Source organism: Lentzea albidocapillata (genome assembly GCF_000719115.1).
Lineage (GTDB): Bacteria > Actinomycetota > Actinomycetes > Mycobacteriales > Pseudonocardiaceae > Lentzea > Lentzea albidocapillata.
The window spans coordinates 301,556-319,718 of sequence record NZ_JOEA01000002.1 but is presented as its reverse complement, the minus strand read 5'-3'; the positions used below and the strand labels follow the sequence as shown (position 1 = coordinate 319,718).

Sequence of the window (18,163 nt, the reverse complement as noted above, 5' to 3'; positions counted from 1 at the left end):
CGCACACCGGAACCCGACGACGTGGGTGCTCATCGCACTCACGGTGCTGTCGTTCGCGCAACGCTTCGGAACGGCCACGTTCGACACCAAGCTCGACCTGACCGTCAACCCGGCCGGGTTCCTGGGCAGAGCTCTGCATCTGTGGAATCCCGCCGCCACGTCCGGTGAGTTGCAGAACCAGGCATACGGCTACTTCTTCCCGATGGGGCCGTTCTTCGCGGCCGGTCAGATCCTGGGCATACCCGCGTGGGTCACCCAACGGCTCTGGTGCGCGCTGCTGCTCTGCCTCGCGTTCTACGGGGTGCTGCGGCTGGCCCGCGCGCTCGGCATCGGCCACGAGCCGACGAGGTACGCCGGTGCGCTGGCCTACGCGCTGGCCCCTCGGGTGCTGACCGAGATCGGGCCGCTGTCCGCGGAGATGCTGCCCGCCGTCATGTTGCCGTGGGTGCTGCTGCCCCTGGTGCTGGCGGACCGGATCGGGTCACCACGCCGGGCCGCCGCCCTGTCGGCGCTCGCGGTGCTGGGGATGGGCGGCGTCAACGGTGCGATGGTCGTGATGGCGCTGGTCCTCCCGGGCATCTGGCTGCTGACGCGCACGTGGAACCGCGCGCACGTGAAGCTGGTGCTGTGGTGGTGCGGCTGTGTCATCGCGGTCGCGCTGTGGTGGATCTTCCCGCTGCTGCTGCTCGGCCGGTACAGCCTGCCGTTCCTCGACTACATCGAGTCGGCGGCGAACACCACCGCGCCCATGTCGTTGTTCCAGGTGCTGCGCGGGACGAACCAGTGGGTCGCGTACGTGCTCCAGGGCGAACCGTGGTGGCCCAACGGTTTCATCCTGGTCGACAACCCGGTGCTGATGGCCGGCACCGCGCTGGTGGCGCTGGTTGGCGTCGTAGGACTGGCCCGGCTCGGACTGCCGGAACGTCGTTTCCTGGTGCTGGGCACGCTGGCGGGGCTGACGCTGCTGACCGTCGGGTACGTCGGGTCGCTCGACTCGCCGCTCGCCGAGGTGGTGCGCGGGCTCCTGGACGGGCCGCTCGCACCGCTGCGCAACGTGCACAAGTTCGAGCCGGTGCTGCGGTTGTGCCTGGTTCTCGGGTTCATCCACGGCCTGCACCTGTCCCGGCCGGCCGGGCTGCGGGCCGCTCCCGAGCACTGGCGGCGGCGGGCCCGCACCGGTGTGGCCCTGGTGCTGATCGCGGTCGTCGCGGCGCCCGCGTGGCTGCTGACCCTGCGGCCCGGCCAGGGGTGGTCCGACGTGCCGGGCCACTGGCGCGAGGCGGCGGGATGGCTCGCGGAACAGGACGGCAGAGCGAGGACGTTGTTGTTGCCCGCCACCGGTTTCGGCCAGTACACCTGGGGCAGGACCGTGGACGAGCCGATGCAGTCGCTCGCGCAGGCCCCGTGGGCGGTGCGCAACCAGGTACCGCTCGGATCCGAGGGCAACACCCGGTACATGGACGCCGTCTACGACGCGCTCGCGGACGGGCGCGGCTCAGCTGGGCTGGCGGACTTCCTCGCACGAGGCGGATATCGGTTCCTGCTGCTGCGCAACGACATCGCGCGCGAACCGACCGGCTCGCCGCCGCTCACCGTGCTACGTCAGGCGCTCCAGGGATCGCCCGGCATCGAGCGCGTCGCCCAGTTCGGGCCCGAGGTGCGGATGAGCGACCAGCGGCTCGTCAGTTCGGTCGACGCCGCCGCGACCGGGAACGCGCTGGAGGTCTTCGAGGTGAAGCGGGCGGTCCCGGTCGCCACCGCCGTCGCCGAGGCGGACGTGCCGACGGTGAGCGGTGGACCGGAGTCGTTGCTGCCGTTGCTGTCCCAGGGACTCGTCAAGGCGGACCAGCCCGTCGTCCTCGCGGGCGACGCCGAAGGACGGACCGGGCCACTGCTCGTCACCGACGGCCTCAGACGCAAGGAACGCAACGTCGGCAGGGTGTCCGACAACCTCAGCCAGACGATGTCCGCGGACGAGGCGTCCAGACAGGGACGCGTGGCGCTGGACGTGTCTCCGTTCCAGGACTCCAGGCATCAGACCGTCGCCGAGTACCGAGGCATCCGGGCCGTGCGGGCGTCCACGTCGACCGCGTACGCCGACGCGGCGGGGGCGATCGACCCGGCGAACTCGCCGTTCGCGGCGGTGGACGGCGACGGCGGGTCCGCGTGGCACTCGTCGAGCTTCACCGGGCCCGTCGGGCAGTGGCTGGAGATCGACCTGGACACCCCGCGCTCGGTCGGTGAGGTGACGCTCGACCTGGTCGACGACCTGCGGGTGGGCTGGGCGGTCACGCGGATCAGGCTCACCACCGACGCGGGGGAGAGCGAGCACGACGTCCCGTCCGGCGGCGGCCGGCACGCCTACCCCGTCCGCCCCGGTCTCACCGGCAGCGTGCGCGTCACGGTCCTCGGGGTCGCCGCCGACAGGCAGGACGGCAACGTCGGCATCAAGGAACTGAGCGTGCCGGGCATGACGGCGCAGAGAGCGCTGCGCGTGCCCCGCGACCAGGACGCGGCCAGGCCGGGCTTCTCGTTCACCCGCGGCAGCCAGTCGCGTCCGGCGTGCTACCGGACCGACGGCACGGTGCGATGCGACTCGTCGCTGTCCCGGTTCGGCGAGGAGGTCAACGGACTCACGCGGCTGTTCCGCACCTCGGCCGACGGGAAGTTCGCGGTGAACGCCACCGTCGTGCCGTCCGCCGGCGCGAAGAACCCGGTGACGCCGGAGGGCCTGACGATCACGGGGTCGACCTCGCTTGCCGGCGACGTCGCGGCGAGTCCGCTGTCCGCTGTGGACGGTGATCCGGGCACGTCCTGGGTGCCGGACGTGACGGACCTGCGGCCGACGCTGACGTTGGCGTGGAAGGGAAAACGCACCCTTTCGGAGTTCGGCATCGAGGGCGCGCGAGGAGCCAGAGCACCCGTCGAGCTGGAAGTGCGCACCGACGCGGGCGCCGAGGTCGTGCGCGTCGGCGCGGACGGCATCGTCACGATCAAACCGGCGGACACCGAGAAGCTCGAACTCGTCGTGCGCGAGTCGGGCGGCGTGGGGCCCGCCGAGATCGGTGAGCTCCGGGTGCCCGCGCTCGACGGCGTGCTGAAGCCGGTGCCCGCGACGACTCCGTTCACCGTGCCGTGCGGCAAAGGCCCGGTCATCGACGTCGACGGCAAGAAGATCAACAGCTCGGTGTCCGGCGTGCTCGGTGACGTCATGGCCAACCGCCCGTTGAAGGCGGTGCTGTGCGACGACGACCTGGCGACCGCCCTGGAGCTGCCCGCCGGCGACCACGTGCTCACCACGTCGCGATCCGACTCGTTCGTGGTGCAGGACGTCTCCGTGACCCACGTCGAACTACCGAAACCCGTTGCGACGCATCGGGAAGTCACCATCGGCAGCTGGGACGCCACCGAACGGGAGATCACCGTCGCGCCGGGTCCTCAGGCACTGCTCGTGGTGTCCGAGAACGTCAACGACGGTTGGACGGCGACCCTGAACGGGCAGGTGCTGGAGAAGGTCCGGGTCGACGGCTGGCAACAGGCGTATGTCCTGCCCGAGGGCGACGGCGGCGTGGTGGTGCTGGAGTTCGGCCCGGACGCGCGGTACCGGACGGGCCTGCTGGCCGGCGCGCTGGGAGTGCTGGCGGTGCTGCTGCTCGCCGCGATCCCCGTGCGGCGGCGCGTGACGTTCGTGGCGCCGTCGCGGAGTCGGTGGCTGGTGGTCGCGATGCTCGTGCTGCTGGCCGTGCTCGGCGGCATGCTGCCGATCGTGGCGGTGATCGCGTGCCTGCTGGCGCGGGAGTTCTGGGCGGCGGCGCCGAAGGTGATCGCGGTGAGCGGGGTCGCGCTGGGATCGGGTGTCGCGGTGCTCGGCCGGATCCTCGGCCACGGCCAGGAATGGGCCTACGTCCCGCTGGTCCAGGCCGCTTTCCTGGTGGCCGTCTCGGCGGTGGTCGCGGCCGCGTTCGGCCGGTTCGGACAGCGTCGGGACCCCGTCGTGCAGTGATCAGGTTTGCCCAGGGCCTGTATCGAAGTCTGATCCGCGATAGCCGGGCCCGAGGCGGCCCCTGGCGGCACGGCCGGACGACCCACATACAACACCGGTATGCGGGCCGTCCGGCCGCACCACCAGGAACCACCTCAAGCGCAACTCTCATCGAATCAGACTTCGATACAGGCCCTAGTGCCGCGGGCCTCGATGACGGTGCCCGCGACCACCAGTCCCGCCGTCGCGAGCAGCGCACCGGTCACGACCTGACCGACGGAGCCGTTGAGCCACAGGGTGATCAGCGCGACCTCGGCGGCGACCGCGATCCACACCGCGACGGTCGACCGCCGGTCGCCGCTCGCGATCCGGGAGAACAGCAGCAGCTGCACCAGTGCCAGGCAGGAACCCATGAGAGCGAACTGCCACAACGGAATCGCGTCGCCGTGGTACTTCGCGCCGCCGATCAACGACACGCCCAGCGGCCCGAACAGCGCGCAGCCCGCGATCACGAACACGTCGAGGCCCGCGCACACCGCGAGTGCCTTCGGCAGCATGCGGCGGCGGTCGTCCGCGTCGGCCAGGCGGGGCAGCACGAGCACGCCCACCGCCTGCGGCAGCCAGTACGCGATCTTCGTGACGACCGCTCCCACGGCGTAGCCGCCCGCCTGGCCGGCGAGCTGGTGCCGGGCGAGCACGAGGTCGAGGTTCACCAGCAGCACCAGTGCCAGCATGGCCTGGGACGCGTGCATCACCTCGGCCCCACCGGCGGGCCGTGCCGGGCGGGGACTGCCGCACAGCCGCCACCCGGTCAGCACGACCAGGAACGAACCGATGGCCGTACCCGCCAGCACCGAGGCCGACGAGGGGGACAGCCACAGCCCGATCACCCCGCCGCCGACCTTGCCGAGCCCTTCGAGCGACACCAGCAACGCCAGCGCGCCGAACCGCTGCGTTCCCTGCAGGAGACCGTGCAGGACACCGAGAACCGTGAGCGGGGCCAGGGACAGCGCCAGCCACACGACCGGCCAGGGACCGTCAAGATGCAGCAGGCGGGCGAGCAGCGGCACGAGGGCCAGGGTCAGCACGGTCATGCCCGCGCTCACGCTCAGGCCCAGTCCGAACAGGGGGCGCGGGCCGAGGTTCGTCACCCGCAGGGCGGCGACGGTCTGCAGGCTCATCGCCGGCACCACCCCGATGACCACGAGCGCGAGCAGCGCGCTGAGCTCGCCGAAGATCGCGGGGGCCAGGGCTCTCGCGGCGGCGATGGTCAGCACGTAGCTCGCGGCGTTGGCGCCCAGCAGCGCGCCCGTGATCAGCAGGGCGTCCAGGCGGGTGGTGGTCGTCGCCGGAGCGGACACGCGGGATCCTTCCGGTGGCCGGGTCTGCCGCGGGGTACTACCCGCGAGTACTACTGGCCGGTAGTTTCGGCGACTGTAGCCCCGGCGCGAGCGGAGAGGGAGCAAGTGCGGCCGAACGGACTGAAGCTCTACGCCACGTGCGCGATGCTGGCGCTGGCCGCCCTCGCTCCCGTGCTGTGGCCGGGTTACGTCCTCGTCTACGACATGGTGTTCACGCCGGAGCAGCCGCTGAACGCGGCGGCGTTCGGGCTCGGCGACGCGTTGCCGCGGGCGGTTCCCGTCGACGCAGTGGTGGCGCTGATGACCCAGGTGGTCCCCGGTCAACTGGTGCAGAAGCTCGCTCTGCTCGCGATCGTCTTCGCCGGTGCCCTGGGCGCCGGGCTGCTGGTGCCGACGGACAACACCGGTGTGCGGATCGTCGCCGCCGTGGCGTACTCGTGGAACGCCTACGTCGCCGAGCGGCTCTTCATCGGCCACTGGACGCTGCTGCTGGGCTACGCGGCCCTGCCGTGGGTCGCGATGGCCGGACTGAGAATGCGCGACGGCGAACCGCACGCGTGGACCAGGCTCGTGCTCGCGTGCCTGCCCGCCGTGCTCTCGGCACCCGGCGGCATCCTCGCGCTGGGCACGGCGCTGGCCACCGCCGGACGCCGCAAGGCGTGGCAGGTCATGGCGATCGGCGTTGTGCTGAACGCGCCGTGGTGGGTGCCCTCGCTGCTGCACGACGGACTGTCCGACCCGGCCGGCGTCGAGGCGTTCAGCGCGCGCGGCGAGAACTGGGGCGGGCCGGTGCTCAGCGTGCTGGGACTGGGCGGGATCTGGAACGCCGAGGTCGTTCCGGTGAGCCGGGCCAATCCGATGCTTCCGGTGCTCACCGTGCTGCTCCTCGGGGCGGCGGTCTTCGGTCTGCGGGAGCTGTCGAAACGCCTGCCCGTGTGGCCGCTGGCGGGACTGGGCGTGCTCGGTGCGGTGCTGGCCCTGCTCGCGGTGCTGCCGGGTGGCGTGGCGGTGCTGGAGACGTTGATCGAGCACGTGCCCGGTGCCGGGTTGTTGCGCGACAGCCAGAAGTGGGTGGCGTGGCTCGCGCTGCCGTTCGCGATCGGGCTCGCGGTCGCGGTGGAACGGCTGCGCGCGCGGCTGCTGGTGGCCGTGCTGCTGCTCGGGTTGCTGCCGGACCTCGCGTGGGGCGGGTTCGGACGGCTCGAACCGGTCCACTACCCGGCGGACTGGGCCGCGGTGCGGGAGAAGCTCGTCGACCAGCCCGGCGACGTGGCGGTGTACCCGCTCTCGGCGTTCCGCAGGTTCGACTGGAACGACCGGCGCACCCAGCTCGACCCCGCACCGCGCTACCTGCCCGGCACGACCGTCGTGGACGACTCGCTGCTGGTCGGCGGGAAGGTCGTGGCGGGGGAGGACCCGCGGGCGGCACGGCTGCGCGATGGTGACCTGAGCGGCATCGGCTGGGTGCTGGTCGAGCGCGGGACGCCGGGCCGAGTGGACGAGAACCTGCTGGCACGGCTCGAGAAGGTCCACGACGGCCCCGACCTGGCGCTCTATCGGGTACCTGGAGCAGTGCCGGATGAACCGAACGGCCCACCCGCTGCGCCCGTTGTGCTGGCCTGGGTCGCGGCTGGGTCACTGATCGGTACGAGCCTGTTGTGGAGACGGTTACCGGTCGGTAGATTCGCGGCACCCCGACCTGAGGAGTAAGACGTGGAACTGGTTTCGGTGCTGGTCGCGATCGTCGCCGGAGCCGCGCTCGCCGGAGGGGTCGGCGTGGTCGTCGTCGCGCAGAACAACCCCGACAAGGTCGTCGAGCAGCGGATCGAGCAAGGCCAGAAGGCCGTGGAGCCCGAGGTCCTCGACTACGGCTCTCGCTGACCGGGTGACCGTGGCCTTCTCCGGGGACCCGGCGGCCTCCTGGAGCATCCTGCTCGAGGCGAGTCTGCGTGAGGCGCCGGATCCCTCGGTGGTGGCCGCGCGGATGTCCCGTGCCAGCGAGGAGTTCCCCAACCTCGGTCCGGCCGCGGTCGTGCTCCGTCCGTCCGATTGGGACGGTGCGCGGACCGAGTTCGCCGACGGTCACTACAGCGTGGGCGATCCGCTGGTCCGGGTCGCGCTCGCCGGCGACTCGCTGATGATCGCCGCCCACCACGGTGCGGTCGACGGCCTCGGCCTGCTGGCGTTGCTGGGCATCGCACTCGGTGAGTCCGTGTGCAGCTCCGCGACCGGTGTGGCACTGCGCAGCCCCGACCGGCCCTACCTCCTGAACGCGCTCGACCGCGTGCGCGAAGCCGTGTGGACGCCTCCCGCACGCATCCAGCCAACGTTACGGGGCAACGAGTCCGGCGACCACCTGGTGTCCCGCGCGCTGCCCGCCGTCAAGCTGGGCAGCGCCCGGCTCACCTCCGCCGCACTGGACGCGACACGGAAGTGGAACGCCACCCGTGGTGCCGCGCACGGCCGCGTCGTCGCCGCGATAGGTGCCTCCTGGCGTGGTGGAGCGGATCCGCGTCCCGAGGCCGACAGCGCGCTGCTGAGACTGCGCCTGCCGGCCGGGGCGACCGAGGACGACGTGCGTGCGCTGCTGACGGCCGCCACGCCGGAGGCGGGCTTCCCCAGCGCGCACAACCCGTTGGCGCAGTGGGGGATGCGGCTGCTGGCGTCCCGGCTCGGCAGCACCTTCCTCGTGTCGAACCTCGGTGTCGTCAAGGGGAACGTCAGCGCCCTGCGCTTCTTCCCCGCGGCGACCGGCCGGTCGGGCGTCGCGTTCGGCGTGGTGACGACAGGGGAGGTCACCACGGCCACGGTGCGTGTGCGGCGCAGGAACTTCGACGCGGCCGCCGCCGCGGAGCTACTCGACCTGCTGTGCGACGCGGTGCTCACCGGCCACGAGGCGCGGAGGTAGCCGCAGGGCGCTGTGCACGGCGTTGTCGAACGCGTCGAGGCTCTCCTCCCAGCTGAACTGCTGGGCACGTTCCCTGCCCGCGGCGCCCATCGCCTTGCGCAGCGGATGGTCCCGCAGCAGCGTCTCCGTGTGCCGGACGAAGTCCTCGAAGTCCTCGGCGAGCAGACCTGTCCGGTGCTCCACGATCGCCTCGGCCACGCCGCCCGCCGAGCGGTAGGCGACCGTGGGCACGCCGTGGCTCGCGGCCTCCATGATCACGATGCCCCAGCCCTCCTTGACCGACGGGCACACGTGCACCCACGCCCCGGCGAGGATCTCGTGCTTGGCCTGCTCGTCGACCCAGCCGTGGATGACGACGCTGTCCTGGACTCCGCGGTCGATCGCGTGCTGCCGCAGCACGTCCTTCCACGGGCCCTCGCCGACGAGTTCCAGTCGCAGGTCGGGCCACTGTGGACGGAGCCGCGCGACGAGGTCGATCGCGTGCTCCAGCCGCTTGTGCGGGACCAGCCGGGACACCGCGACGAGCACGGGCGCCTCGGTGCGCCGCGCGGAGACGGCGGGAGGCGCGTCCAGCCCGTTCGGCACGACCACCGTGCGGCGCGGCTCGACGCCGAGCAGGCCCAGTTCGTCCCGCGTCACGTTGGAGACCGTGATGTAGCGGCATTTGCGGTACAGCCTCGGCGCGAGCCACGACTCGACCCACCAGCCGATCCGGCCGAAGACCGGGCCCAGCGCGCTGTGCCACTGCTCGCGGTGCACGTGGTGCACCAGCACCAGGACGGGACAGCGCGCGACCAGGCGGCTGAAGAAGGGCATGCCGTTCTGCACGTCCACGATGACGTCCGCGTCGGAGCGCAGGATCGCCAGCAGGGCGAACAGGTAGACCGTGAACTTGTTGCCGCGCCTGCGGAAGCGGACGCCCGCCACCCAGTCGCCGGAAGGGGCGCGGTCGTGGCCGGCGCACTGGATCGAGACCCGGTGGCCGAGCCGGGCGAGGCCCTCTGCGATGCGCTCGACGTATCGTTCGGAACCGCCGCCCTCGGGGTGTCTGGTGTCGCGCCAATTCACCAGCAGAATGCTCGGCCGGTAATCAGGACCACGCGACATCTGCCTCTCCCGATGCTAGGTTACTGCCAGGTAGCCATGGTAGACGGAATGCGGGAGATGGCAATGGTCGAGATCGGTTCAGTTTCGGCCCGGGAAAAGTTGTCAAAGCCAACTTTTCGCCGTTCTGTTCGACTTTTTCGCGCATTCCTGAAAGAACAGTCCGACCCCGACCACTTCTACCGGATCCTGGCGGACGACTCGGTCGCCCAGGTGTCGTCGTACGTGTCCCTGAGCGGCTCGGTCGTCCTCGACGTCGGCGGTGGTCCCGGCTACTTCGCCGAGGCGTTCCGCGGCGCCGGCGCCCGGTACGTGGGCCTGGACCCGGACGTCGGCGAGCTGTCCGCCCGCGGTGAACCCGATCCCGGCATGATCCGCGCGAGCGGCACGGCGCTGCCGTTCCGCGACGCCTCGGTGGACGTCTGCTACTCGTCCAACGTCCTTGAGCACGTCGACGACCCGTGGCTGATGCTGGCCGAGATGGTGCGTGTGACCAGGCCCGGAGGCACTGTCTTCATGTCCTACACGCCGTGGTACTCGCCGTGGGGCGGCCACGAGACCGCGCCGTGGCACTTCCTCGGCGGCCACTACGCGCGACGCCGTTACGAGCGCCGCAACGGCAAGCCGCCGAAGAACTCGTTCGGCACTTCACTGTTCCCGGTGAGCGTCGGGGCGGTCCAGCGGTGGGCTCACCGCCAGACCGTCGCCGACGTGGTCGAGACGTTCCCCCGGTACCACCCGTGGTGGGCGAAGTGGATCACCCGTGTCCCGGGGGTCCGGGAGATCGCCTCGTGGAACTTCGTGATCGTGCTCAGGCGACGTGCCTAGGGCGTCGTCCGAGCACACCGACAAGAATTCCGGCGAGCAGCAACACCAGGCCGACGGAAAGCAGGACGATCGGTCCGGTACTGCTGATCAGAGTCAATTTTCCGCGTGCCTCGGAGGCCCGTTCAACCGATTCTCTGACGGTTTGCTCGTTGAAGGTCAAGGTGGCGTCGAGCAGTACCGTTCCTTCTTTTCCGTCCGGCCCGAACAGTGCTTGCCGCTGCTGTTCCGAACCCTTGACGATGATGCCGCTGACCGGCTCGACCCACATGGTGCGGGTGTTCTGGTAACGGCGCTCCGCCTTGACCGAGGCCTCGGTGCTGTTCACCAGCTGGCCGGGCACCTCCTGGTCGCGGAACTTGGTCGACGGGATCTTCTGGACGAACTTGTAGACCTCGAGCCCGCCGACCTCGTCCGTGCCCTCGTAGCGCGCGGTCGTCGCCTTGCGCAGGGTGGTGTCGAAGTACTCGTAGTCCTGGGCCTGGGTGTCGAACGGGAACTTGTAGTTCAGGCCCTCCTGGTGCACCGCCTTGTCGGCTGCGGTGGGGTCGCCCTCGGCGTCGGTCACGTACTGCTGGGTGCACTGCTGGAGAGCCATGTTCGTCCGCCGGTCGAGGCACACCCGGTGCTTCAGCGCGGAGATGAGCTGGTTCTCGGAGTCGGTGACGACCAGGCCCTGGTCCCACACCATCACGTCACCGTCGACCTTGGCCTCCGGCACGGTCAGGTTGCTCTCGACCTTGCGGGTGGCCGTCAGCCGCGCGTCCTTGACGACGAGGTCCTTGGGGTAGAAGACCTTCGCCGCGCCTTCCGCGACGGATTCCGTCTTCTGGTCGAGCGGCACGACTGCGAGCTCGGGGTACACGTAGAAGCGCAGGACTGCTCCGAGCGCCAGCGAGAAGATGCCCAGTCCTACCAGCACGAGGCTCGCGACACGTCGCACTCGTCCTCCTTCTGGGTGTGTTCGGGGTATGAGAGGGACGTCACAGTGGCGTGGAACCTACCGGACAGTAACCTCTGCGCAACCCCCCGACCGGGGTGACCCAGGTCATCTTGATCGGTCCGCGTGAAGAAAGAAGCTACTCGGCCGCCGAATCGCAGAGCCGTTCGGCGGAACCCCTGCTGTCCAACGGGTAGCGACTGAACGAAGCAGCTCCTTACTCATCGGCGACGATGCCGGAGGAAGAGACACGTGGAAGAAACCCCTGTGTGCTATCCCGGAGCAGTTGAGCAGGCCCGGCTGCTCGCCCGCGGTGCGACGACCGCAGCAGAACTCCTTGCGACCACCGAACATCGGCTGAACTCGTCGCGGCACGTTTTCACAGATGTCGATTTGGCCGCCGCCCGGCGCAGTGCGGCGGAGGCCGATCGGCGGATGGCGGGTGGCGAGAGCGGCGGCCTGCTCGGACTGCCCCTGGCTGTCGAGGATTCCCTGCCACGTTCGGCTTTCGACGCACTGGTGGCGGCGGGAGCCGTCGTGATCGGGAGAACGTCGGGAGCCGAGCTCCATCGCAACCCCACGCCCGGCTTGCCCGCCACGACGCTCGATCCCAAGGTGTCGGGCACGGCCGTCGCCGTCGCCACCGGTGTGGTGGCCGCGGTGCTGGCACGCCGCGCGCCCGGTGCCGGCGGGGTGCCGGCGGGAGGTGCGGGCGTGGTGGGCTTCGAGACCTCCGGTGGACGCGGCGTGGTGGCGAGGACCGTCGCCGACGTGGCGCACGTCGTGCGGGGGATCGGCTGGGCGGCCGAGCCCGCGAACCGTCCACTTAGGATCGGCGTGTCGTTGCGCGGCCTCTCGATGACCACCCGCACCCGCCCGTCCATGCGCCGGGTCGTCGAGGACGTCGCCGCGCTGTTGTCGTTGCACGTCGACGAGGTGGTCGACCACGACCCGCACCTCGCCAGCGAGTCCAGGTTCCTGCTGGCGCCGCACCTGGCCGCCGGCCCACGTGAGCTGGACCTGCTCGACCGTTTCGTGCCCTGGCCGCTGCGGGGCATCTGCCGGTCGATGCGCGCGGCGGAGCGGGTGATGCTGAACCACATGTTCACCGGTGTCGACGTGCTGGTGACACCAGGGCACACCGGGCCGGCCGAGACCATGTCGTTGCCCGGCGGGGTGCTGGTGCGCAACGGCGCCACCTCTCCGTTCTCGCCGCTCTGGAGGGTCAGCGGCTACCCGGCCGTGTCCGTGCGCGCGGGCTCGGACGCCGGCGGGAACCCGTTGCCGGTGACCCTGATCGCGGTGCCGAAGGCGGAGGGCGAACTGCTCCGGGTCGCCGGGATCATCGAGGAGGAAAGCGGTGCTCATCGGAGGCCGTAGTCGACGTTCGAGGACGACACCACGTTCTTGAGGTCGAGCGAGTCGTCCGGGTCGCTCGCGTTGGTGACGCCGTAGGTGATCGCGCCCGCGAGGCACGCACCGATCACCAGCGCCAGCGGCCCGGCGACGAGACCGCGCCGCCACACGAGCAGCAGGACCAGCCCGATCGCGACCAGCACGGCGCCGGAGACCCACAGGACGGTGGGAAGAGTGGTGATCACGAACAGCTTCGGCAGGTTCGCCTTGACCTGATCCGCGTTCGCGGCGACCGAGGCGTTCGTCAGCCGCAGTTCTCCGGCGAACACAGGGGTTCCCTCGCCCTCGTCCTGCGTGTCGGTGCGCAGCTCCTGCCGGATGTCCTCCCGGACCGAGAGCACCGCGCCGGTCGTGGGCTCGACCAGCAACGTGCGCGTGACGCCGTAGTACTGGGTGACGTCCACGGACGGCTCCGGCCTGCCGACCAGCGAACCGGGGACCGCGAACCGGTCGAGCGCCGTCTGCGGGATCGTGTGCGCGAACCGGTACACGTCGAGTCCCTGCAACAGCTGCTCTCCGGCGAAGTGGATGTCGACCGGGCGCTTGAGAACCGTGTCGTACCAACGGTGATCACGCTGCTCGGTGTCGAACGGGAACACGAAGTTGAGGCCGGGCTGCAGCAGCTGCCGCCCTTCGGCGGTGACCCGCTTGCCCCGTTCGGTCTCGTAGAACTCGCCGCGGCAGGGCGCGACAGCCTCGCCGGTGCGGCGGTCGAGACAGATCTTGCGCACCTCGGCGCTGAGCACGAGCTTGCCGGAGTCCTCCTTGACGATCGTCGCCCGCTTCCACACGGTGACGTCGCCGTTCTCCTTGATCTCGGGCGCGGCGAGATCGCCCTCGACGTGCGTTGTCGCCGTGAGGCGGAGGTTGTGGCGTACTTCCGGCATTCCGCCAGGCGGGTACACGACGGCGGTGACTCCTTCTCCTTCGGAGACCGAGACCGTGTCGATGTCGTGCTGCAGCTTGGCGAGCAGGGGATAGGAGTGCAGTTGCAGCACCAATCCGGCCGCTACTGCGAAGGCACCGAGTCCGAGCAGGGCGGCGACGACTGCGGTTCGCACAGGTCCTCACAAGTATTCGGTTGGCAGGGAGGGTGTTGCGTGAGGGTGATTACCGGTAACCGTGCGTTCAGTTCTACCTGGTCCGTGAGCTAGATCACAAGTGCATACCTGAATCCCATTCGGGTTACCTGGCCGCGGCGGCTGGGTCACGATCGCCGCTCAACCAGGTCAAGGCGACGCGAACCCCTGGTGCGGAACCCGTCGTCGTGAATGATCGATCGCGCACCAATCCTGTTCAGGTCCAACAGCTTGGGGGACTTATGAGAGTTCGCAGATGCCTGGCCTTAGCCTTCTCGGTCGCGGTGGTCGCCGGCGCCGCGGTGCCCGCCGCAGCGGCGGAACCGTCGTGGCGCCTGGCCTCGATCCCGCAGAACAAGGCGACGAGCAATCTCTGGGACGTCGCCGCGGTCGACGCCAGGAACGCCTGGGCGGTCGGCTTCGAGGGCTACCACCCGGATCAGCAGTACACGACCGGTGATCCGATGATGCTGCGGTGGAACGGGATCAGGTGGTCCCGGACGTCGCTCCCGGCCGTGCAGGGGCGGGTGTCGTTCCAGCGCGTCGCCGCGTCGTCCGCCAGGGACGTCTGGGTCACGGGCGCGCCGTGGTCACCGGACGGCAACGTCACGCTGGTGTGGCGCTACGACGGCAGGACGTGGACCGAGGTGCCGTACCCGCCGGGCGCCACCCCGGGCACGCTGTCGATCCGCGATCTGTCCGTTGTGGACGGACACGCCTGGCTGGTCGGTCACAACGGCAACACCCCGGTGTTCCACGAGTGGACCGGAAGCTCCTGGCAGGAACACCAGCCACCCGCCGAATGCGTGACGGGCGGCGGATTCCTTAACTTCTGCGCCATCAACGCCGTCAAGGCCTTCGCGTCCGACGACGTGTGGGCGGCGGGACACGGCATGTGGAACGGCTACTCGGGCCCGCTGCTGTTCCACTGGAACGGCACGGCCTGGCGGGCGGTCCAGATAGGACTGAACCAGCAGCAGGTCACCCTGCAGTCGCTGGACGGCACGTCCTCCAGCGACATCTGGGCGGTGGGTGACGGCGGCGGCATGGGATCGGCCAACGTGGTCGTGCGAGGAGACGGCACCACCTGGCAGACCGTCAGCGGGCTGAACACCCCGGCCACGCCCGGCGTCGCGGTGGGGACGAACGGCGTTCCGTGGGTCATCGGCCGGTTCCCGCAGGCGTCCTTCAGCTCCCACGGCCCGGCGGGGTGGACCACCACTCCGGCGCCCGCTCCGGCAGGCTCGTCCGGCACGAACTACAACGCCATCGCCGCCGTGCCCGGTACGAACCGGTTGATCGCCGTGGGTTACGCGGACCTGCCGGGCACGAGCCCGCTGCTCCTGCAGGCGGTGATCGCCGAGTACTCGACGCGGTGAGCCTGGTGTGCGGCCGTTCGCTCTGCCGGGCGGCCGCACCCCCTGCTGTCCCGCGGGTCGTCCGCGCACGGCAGCGTCCGGGACGGACGTCCGGACGCTGGTGCCGATCGCCTCTTCGGCGTCCTTGCCTTGCTTTGACCCGCGTGCTTAGTATGACGATTAGTCATACACCTTCGGGTGTGTTGCTCGAGGTGAGGGGCGAGCATGACGGAGTTGTCGGACGTTTCGGCGCAGCAGGCACCACGGGACAGCGGCATCCCGCGACTGACCTTTGCCGACGGCGGGACCGCGGTTCTCGCGTGGCTCAAAGAGATGCGCGACGACCAGCCGGCCTGGTACGACGAGTCGAACGGCACGTGGAGTCTGTTCCGCTACAACGACATCGTCCGAGCACTGCGTGACACGGACACGTTCTGCTCCGACCCGTCCCGCTCGTTGCCACCGGAGGTGGCGGAGAACGCTGAGGGGAGCATGGTCTCGATCGACCCGCCGCGGCACGGCAGGTTGCGCGGACTCGTGTCCCATGTGTTCACGCCGCGGCTGGTGGAACAGCTCGGCCCGCGGATCGAGGGGATCGTCGACGACCTGCTCGACCGGGCGCTGGCTGACCGGAGCGGGCGGTTCGACCTGGTGGGCGACCTCGCCTACGAACTGCCGGTGATCGTCATCGGCGAGTTGCTGGGACTGCCCGCGTCCGATCGCGACTTCCTCGTGCGGTGCGCGGACGAGTTCTACGCGGTCGAGCACGACGACCCGTTCAACGGCGAGTACATGGAGTCCATGCAGTCCACTTTGGACGAACTGAACTCGTACATGCTCGACCACGCGCAGCTGCGCAGGCGCGAGCCCGCCGACGACCTGATGACGGCGCTCGCGCTGGCCGAGATCGAGGGCGAACGGCTGAGCGACAGGGAGATCCGCAACTTCGCCGTGCTGCTGCTGACCGCGGGGCACATCACGACGACCGCGTTGCTGGGCAACACGGTGCTGTCGCTGGGGGAGAACCCCGACGTGATGGCGGCCTGGCGGGCGGGCAGCGTGGACCCCGCCCCGGTGATGGAGGAGGTGCTGCGCCATCGCAGCCCGTTCACCGAGGTCTACCGCTTCACCACGACGGACGTGGAGATCGGCGGCGCGGTCATCCCCGCCGACCAGCTCGTGCGCGTATGGCTCGTTTCCGGCAACCGCGACGAGCGCCAGTTCGCCGACCCCGACGAGTTCCGGCTCGGCCGCACGACCGGCAGGCACCTCGGTTTCGGCATGGGGATCCACTACTGCCTCGGTGCCGGGCTGGCGCGGGTCGAGACGACCGCCGCGCTGCGGGTGCTCGCCCGGCGCGCCAGGGAGATCACCCCGGTGCTGGACGAGCTGAAGTTCTACGACGCCCCCGGAATCTTCTGCCTGCGGAGCCTTCCGGTCACCTTCCATCGCTGACAGACCTCACGACGAAAGCGAGCAGCGCCGATGTCGACTACCGACGACCAGGCCGCCGAGGCCAAGTACGACTACAAGGCCGACGAGGACATGCGCACGGACGTGTGGGACGAGAATCTCCACGTCGGGTACTGGTCGGGGCCGGAGGACACCAGCGCGGTCGAGGTGGCGACGGACCAGCTCACCGACTTCGTGATCGAACGGACGCGGATCGCGGCGGGACAGCGGCTGCTCGACGTGGGGTGCGGGCTCGGCAAGCCGGCGCGGCGTGCCGCCGAACGGACCGGCTGCGGTGTCGCCGGCATCTCCGACGACCCCGCCCAGGTCAAGCGCGCCAACGAGGCCGCGGAGGGGGCAGGTGCGGCCGAGCAGGTGAAGTTCCTGCACGCGGACGCGATGGAGCCATTGCCGTTCGGCGCCGCGGAGTTCGACGCCGCCTGGGCGATCGAGTCGCTCGTGCACATGCCGGACCGGGAGAAGGCGTTCCGCAACATCGCCGCGGTCCTCAAGCCCGGCGCCACGCTCGTGGCCACCGACTTCTTCGAGAACGTGCCCTTGGACGGTGCCCGCAAGGAGGCCGTGGACGCGTTCCTGGGCGTCGCCAGCCTCGGGCCGATCCCGCGCCTCGACGACTACCCCGCGCTGCTGCGGTCGACCGGGTTCGAGCTGGTCGAGTTCCTCGACATCACCGAGAACACCCACCGCACGTACGCGTTGCTGCTGCAGTCGCTGTACGACACCGAGAAAGAGCTGCGCGCCGACCACGGTGACGCCGTCTTCGACGGGTTCGTGAAGGCGTTCAAGGGCTGCGCCGAATCGCTCGTTCCCCGCTACATGCTCTTCGTCGCCCGGCGCTCCGCCGACAGCTGACCCCGCAGCACGGCGACCACCTCCGCGCGACCGTCCGGTCGTGCGTCGATGCCGCACGCGTTTTTCCTCCCCGACAAGGAGAAGATCATGAAGAAGTCATCGCTCGCCGTCTCGTCCGTCCTGCTGGCACTGGCGGCAACGCTGGTGCCGGCGTCCGCGCACGCCGGAAACCCGTCCGTCGTCGTGACCTCCGAGGGAGACTGCCTGGAGTTCGGAGAGATCACCCAGATCACCGTCGCCGAAGCCCGTGAGCTGGTGCCGTCGCGGTACAAGGTCCGCGAAGCCGACGGCACACCGGGCAAGGTGAACGTCTACATGGGCGACTACTCGTGCTCGGGCATCTCGGTCAACGGCGGCCGCGCGAAGCCGACCATGATCACCATGGCGACCGTGGAGATCTCCCACCGTGACGGCGTCGAGCAGCCGTGGGGCACGACGCAGCCGCTGTGGTGGGGCACCAACCAGCCCGCGCTGACGAACGCCGTCCAGCGGCTCGGCGCGCCCGCCCGGCACGTCCAGGCGACAAGAAGCATCACACCCATGGCCAACGGAATGCGGTTAGTGCACAACAAGTACACCGGGTCCAATGTGGACCACGAGCGCTTCGCCGTCGTCGAGGACATCTCGTCCGAGCCGGTGCAGAACTTCCACACGCCGGTCGGGTACTACACCGGCACGAAGGGCGAGATCCAGTTCGTCTACGACATGCAGTTCCGCGCGAAGGAACAGGCCGCGAACTCGATCCTCGTCTCCGGCCGCGACACCGACCTCGTCCACAAGTACGGGTTCCCGATCACGCTCACGTCGAAGAACACGCTGATGACCGGGAAGTGGACCATGCGGGCCGAGCTCAAGCGCTGACCTG

14 protein-coding genes are annotated in these 18,163 nt (G+C 70.0%); 10 read left to right on the top strand and 4 right to left on the bottom strand.

What is annotated here, in order from left to right:
- Positions 1–25: 25 nt before the first annotated feature.
- Positions 26–4,003: an alpha-(1->3)-arabinofuranosyltransferase gene (locus tag IG04_RS0103475; RefSeq protein ID WP_245815848.1), complete on the top strand. Its 3,978-nt coding sequence runs from the start codon at positions 26–28 to the stop codon at positions 4,001–4,003.
- A 155-nt stretch (positions 4,004–4,158) separates the two neighbouring features.
- On the opposite strand, the gene IG04_RS0103470 is transcribed toward IG04_RS0103475, so the two are convergent.
- Entirely contained in the window at positions 4,159–5,343 is a 1,185-nt protein-coding gene (locus tag IG04_RS0103470; protein WP_030475042.1) for a lipopolysaccharide biosynthesis protein, read from the bottom strand.
- Between the two features lie 105 nt (positions 5,344–5,448).
- On the opposite strand from IG04_RS0103470, the gene IG04_RS0103465 reads away from it, so the two are divergent.
- From IG04_RS0103465 to IG04_RS0103455, 3 genes are read left to right on the top strand one after another with little or no spacing between them, the layout of a single operon-like run.
- Positions 5,449–7,053, top strand: a complete 1,605-nt coding sequence (locus IG04_RS0103465; RefSeq protein ID WP_030475041.1) for an MmpA family trehalose lipid delivery protein — start codon at positions 5,449–5,451, stop codon at positions 7,051–7,053.
- A 3-nt stretch (positions 7,054–7,056) separates the two neighbouring features.
- Complete coding sequence (locus tag IG04_RS46235; RefSeq protein ID WP_157512856.1) at positions 7,057–7,224, top strand: hypothetical protein; 168 nt, start codon at positions 7,057–7,059, stop codon at positions 7,222–7,224.
- Between the two features lie 4 nt (positions 7,225–7,228).
- Complete coding sequence (locus tag IG04_RS0103455; RefSeq protein WP_030475040.1) at positions 7,229–8,251, top strand: hypothetical protein; 1,023 nt, start codon at positions 7,229–7,231, stop codon at positions 8,249–8,251.
- Here IG04_RS0103455 and IG04_RS0103450 read toward each other — a convergent pair.
- Positions 8,198–9,319, bottom strand: a complete 1,122-nt coding sequence (locus tag IG04_RS0103450) for a glycosyltransferase family 4 protein (RefSeq protein WP_245815847.1) — start codon at positions 9,317–9,319, stop codon at positions 8,198–8,200. The two genes, IG04_RS0103455 and IG04_RS0103450, sit on opposite strands and share 54 nt — an antisense overlap.
- A gap of 102 nt (positions 9,320–9,421) precedes the next feature.
- Here IG04_RS0103450 and IG04_RS0103445 point away from each other — a divergent pair, with 102 nt between their 5' ends.
- Positions 9,422–10,183: a class I SAM-dependent methyltransferase gene (locus IG04_RS0103445; RefSeq protein WP_084400792.1), complete on the top strand. Its 762-nt coding sequence runs from the start codon at positions 9,422–9,424 to the stop codon at positions 10,181–10,183.
- On the opposite strand, the gene pgfA (IG04_RS0103440) is transcribed toward IG04_RS0103445, so the two are convergent.
- Positions 10,167–11,123 carry a cell envelope lipid trafficking protein PgfA gene (gene pgfA, locus IG04_RS0103440; protein WP_036013484.1) on the bottom strand — a complete coding sequence of 319 codons (957 nt, stop codon included), beginning with the start codon at positions 11,121–11,123 and terminating at the stop codon, positions 10,167–10,169. The genes IG04_RS0103445 and pgfA (IG04_RS0103440) overlap by 17 nt on opposite strands.
- Positions 11,124–11,372: 249 nt before the next feature.
- Between pgfA (IG04_RS0103440) and IG04_RS0103435 the strand changes: the two genes are divergently transcribed.
- Positions 11,373–12,500 (top strand): amidase, encoded by a 1,128-nt coding sequence (locus IG04_RS0103435; RefSeq protein ID WP_144065127.1) that lies wholly within the window; start codon positions 11,373–11,375, stop codon positions 12,498–12,500.
- Here the strand turns inward: IG04_RS0103435 and pgfA (IG04_RS0103430) are convergent.
- Positions 12,485–13,597 (bottom strand): cell envelope lipid trafficking protein PgfA, encoded by a 1,113-nt coding sequence (gene pgfA, locus IG04_RS0103430; protein ID WP_030475035.1) that lies wholly within the window; start codon positions 13,595–13,597, stop codon positions 12,485–12,487. The two genes, IG04_RS0103435 and pgfA (IG04_RS0103430), sit on opposite strands and share 16 nt — an antisense overlap.
- 260 nt (positions 13,598–13,857) lie before the next feature.
- Here pgfA (IG04_RS0103430) and IG04_RS0103425 point away from each other — a divergent pair, with 260 nt between their 5' ends.
- From IG04_RS0103425 to IG04_RS0103410, 4 genes are all read left to right on the top strand, one after another.
- Complete coding sequence (locus IG04_RS0103425; protein WP_144065126.1) at positions 13,858–14,994, top strand: beta propeller repeat protein; 1,137 nt, start codon at positions 13,858–13,860, stop codon at positions 14,992–14,994.
- A gap of 204 nt (positions 14,995–15,198) precedes the next feature.
- Positions 15,199–16,428: a cytochrome P450 gene (locus tag IG04_RS0103420; protein WP_051768795.1), complete on the top strand. Its 1,230-nt coding sequence runs from the start codon at positions 15,199–15,201 to the stop codon at positions 16,426–16,428.
- A gap of 30 nt (positions 16,429–16,458) precedes the next feature.
- Positions 16,459–17,298 carry an SAM-dependent methyltransferase gene (locus tag IG04_RS0103415; RefSeq protein WP_030475032.1) on the top strand — a complete coding sequence of 280 codons (840 nt, stop codon included), beginning with the start codon at positions 16,459–16,461 and terminating at the stop codon, positions 17,296–17,298.
- A gap of 87 nt (positions 17,299–17,385) precedes the next feature.
- Positions 17,386–18,159, top strand: coding sequence for a hypothetical protein (locus tag IG04_RS0103410; protein WP_144065125.1), 774 nt, complete (start codon positions 17,386–17,388; stop codon positions 18,157–18,159).
- Positions 18,160–18,163 lie beyond the last annotated feature (4 nt).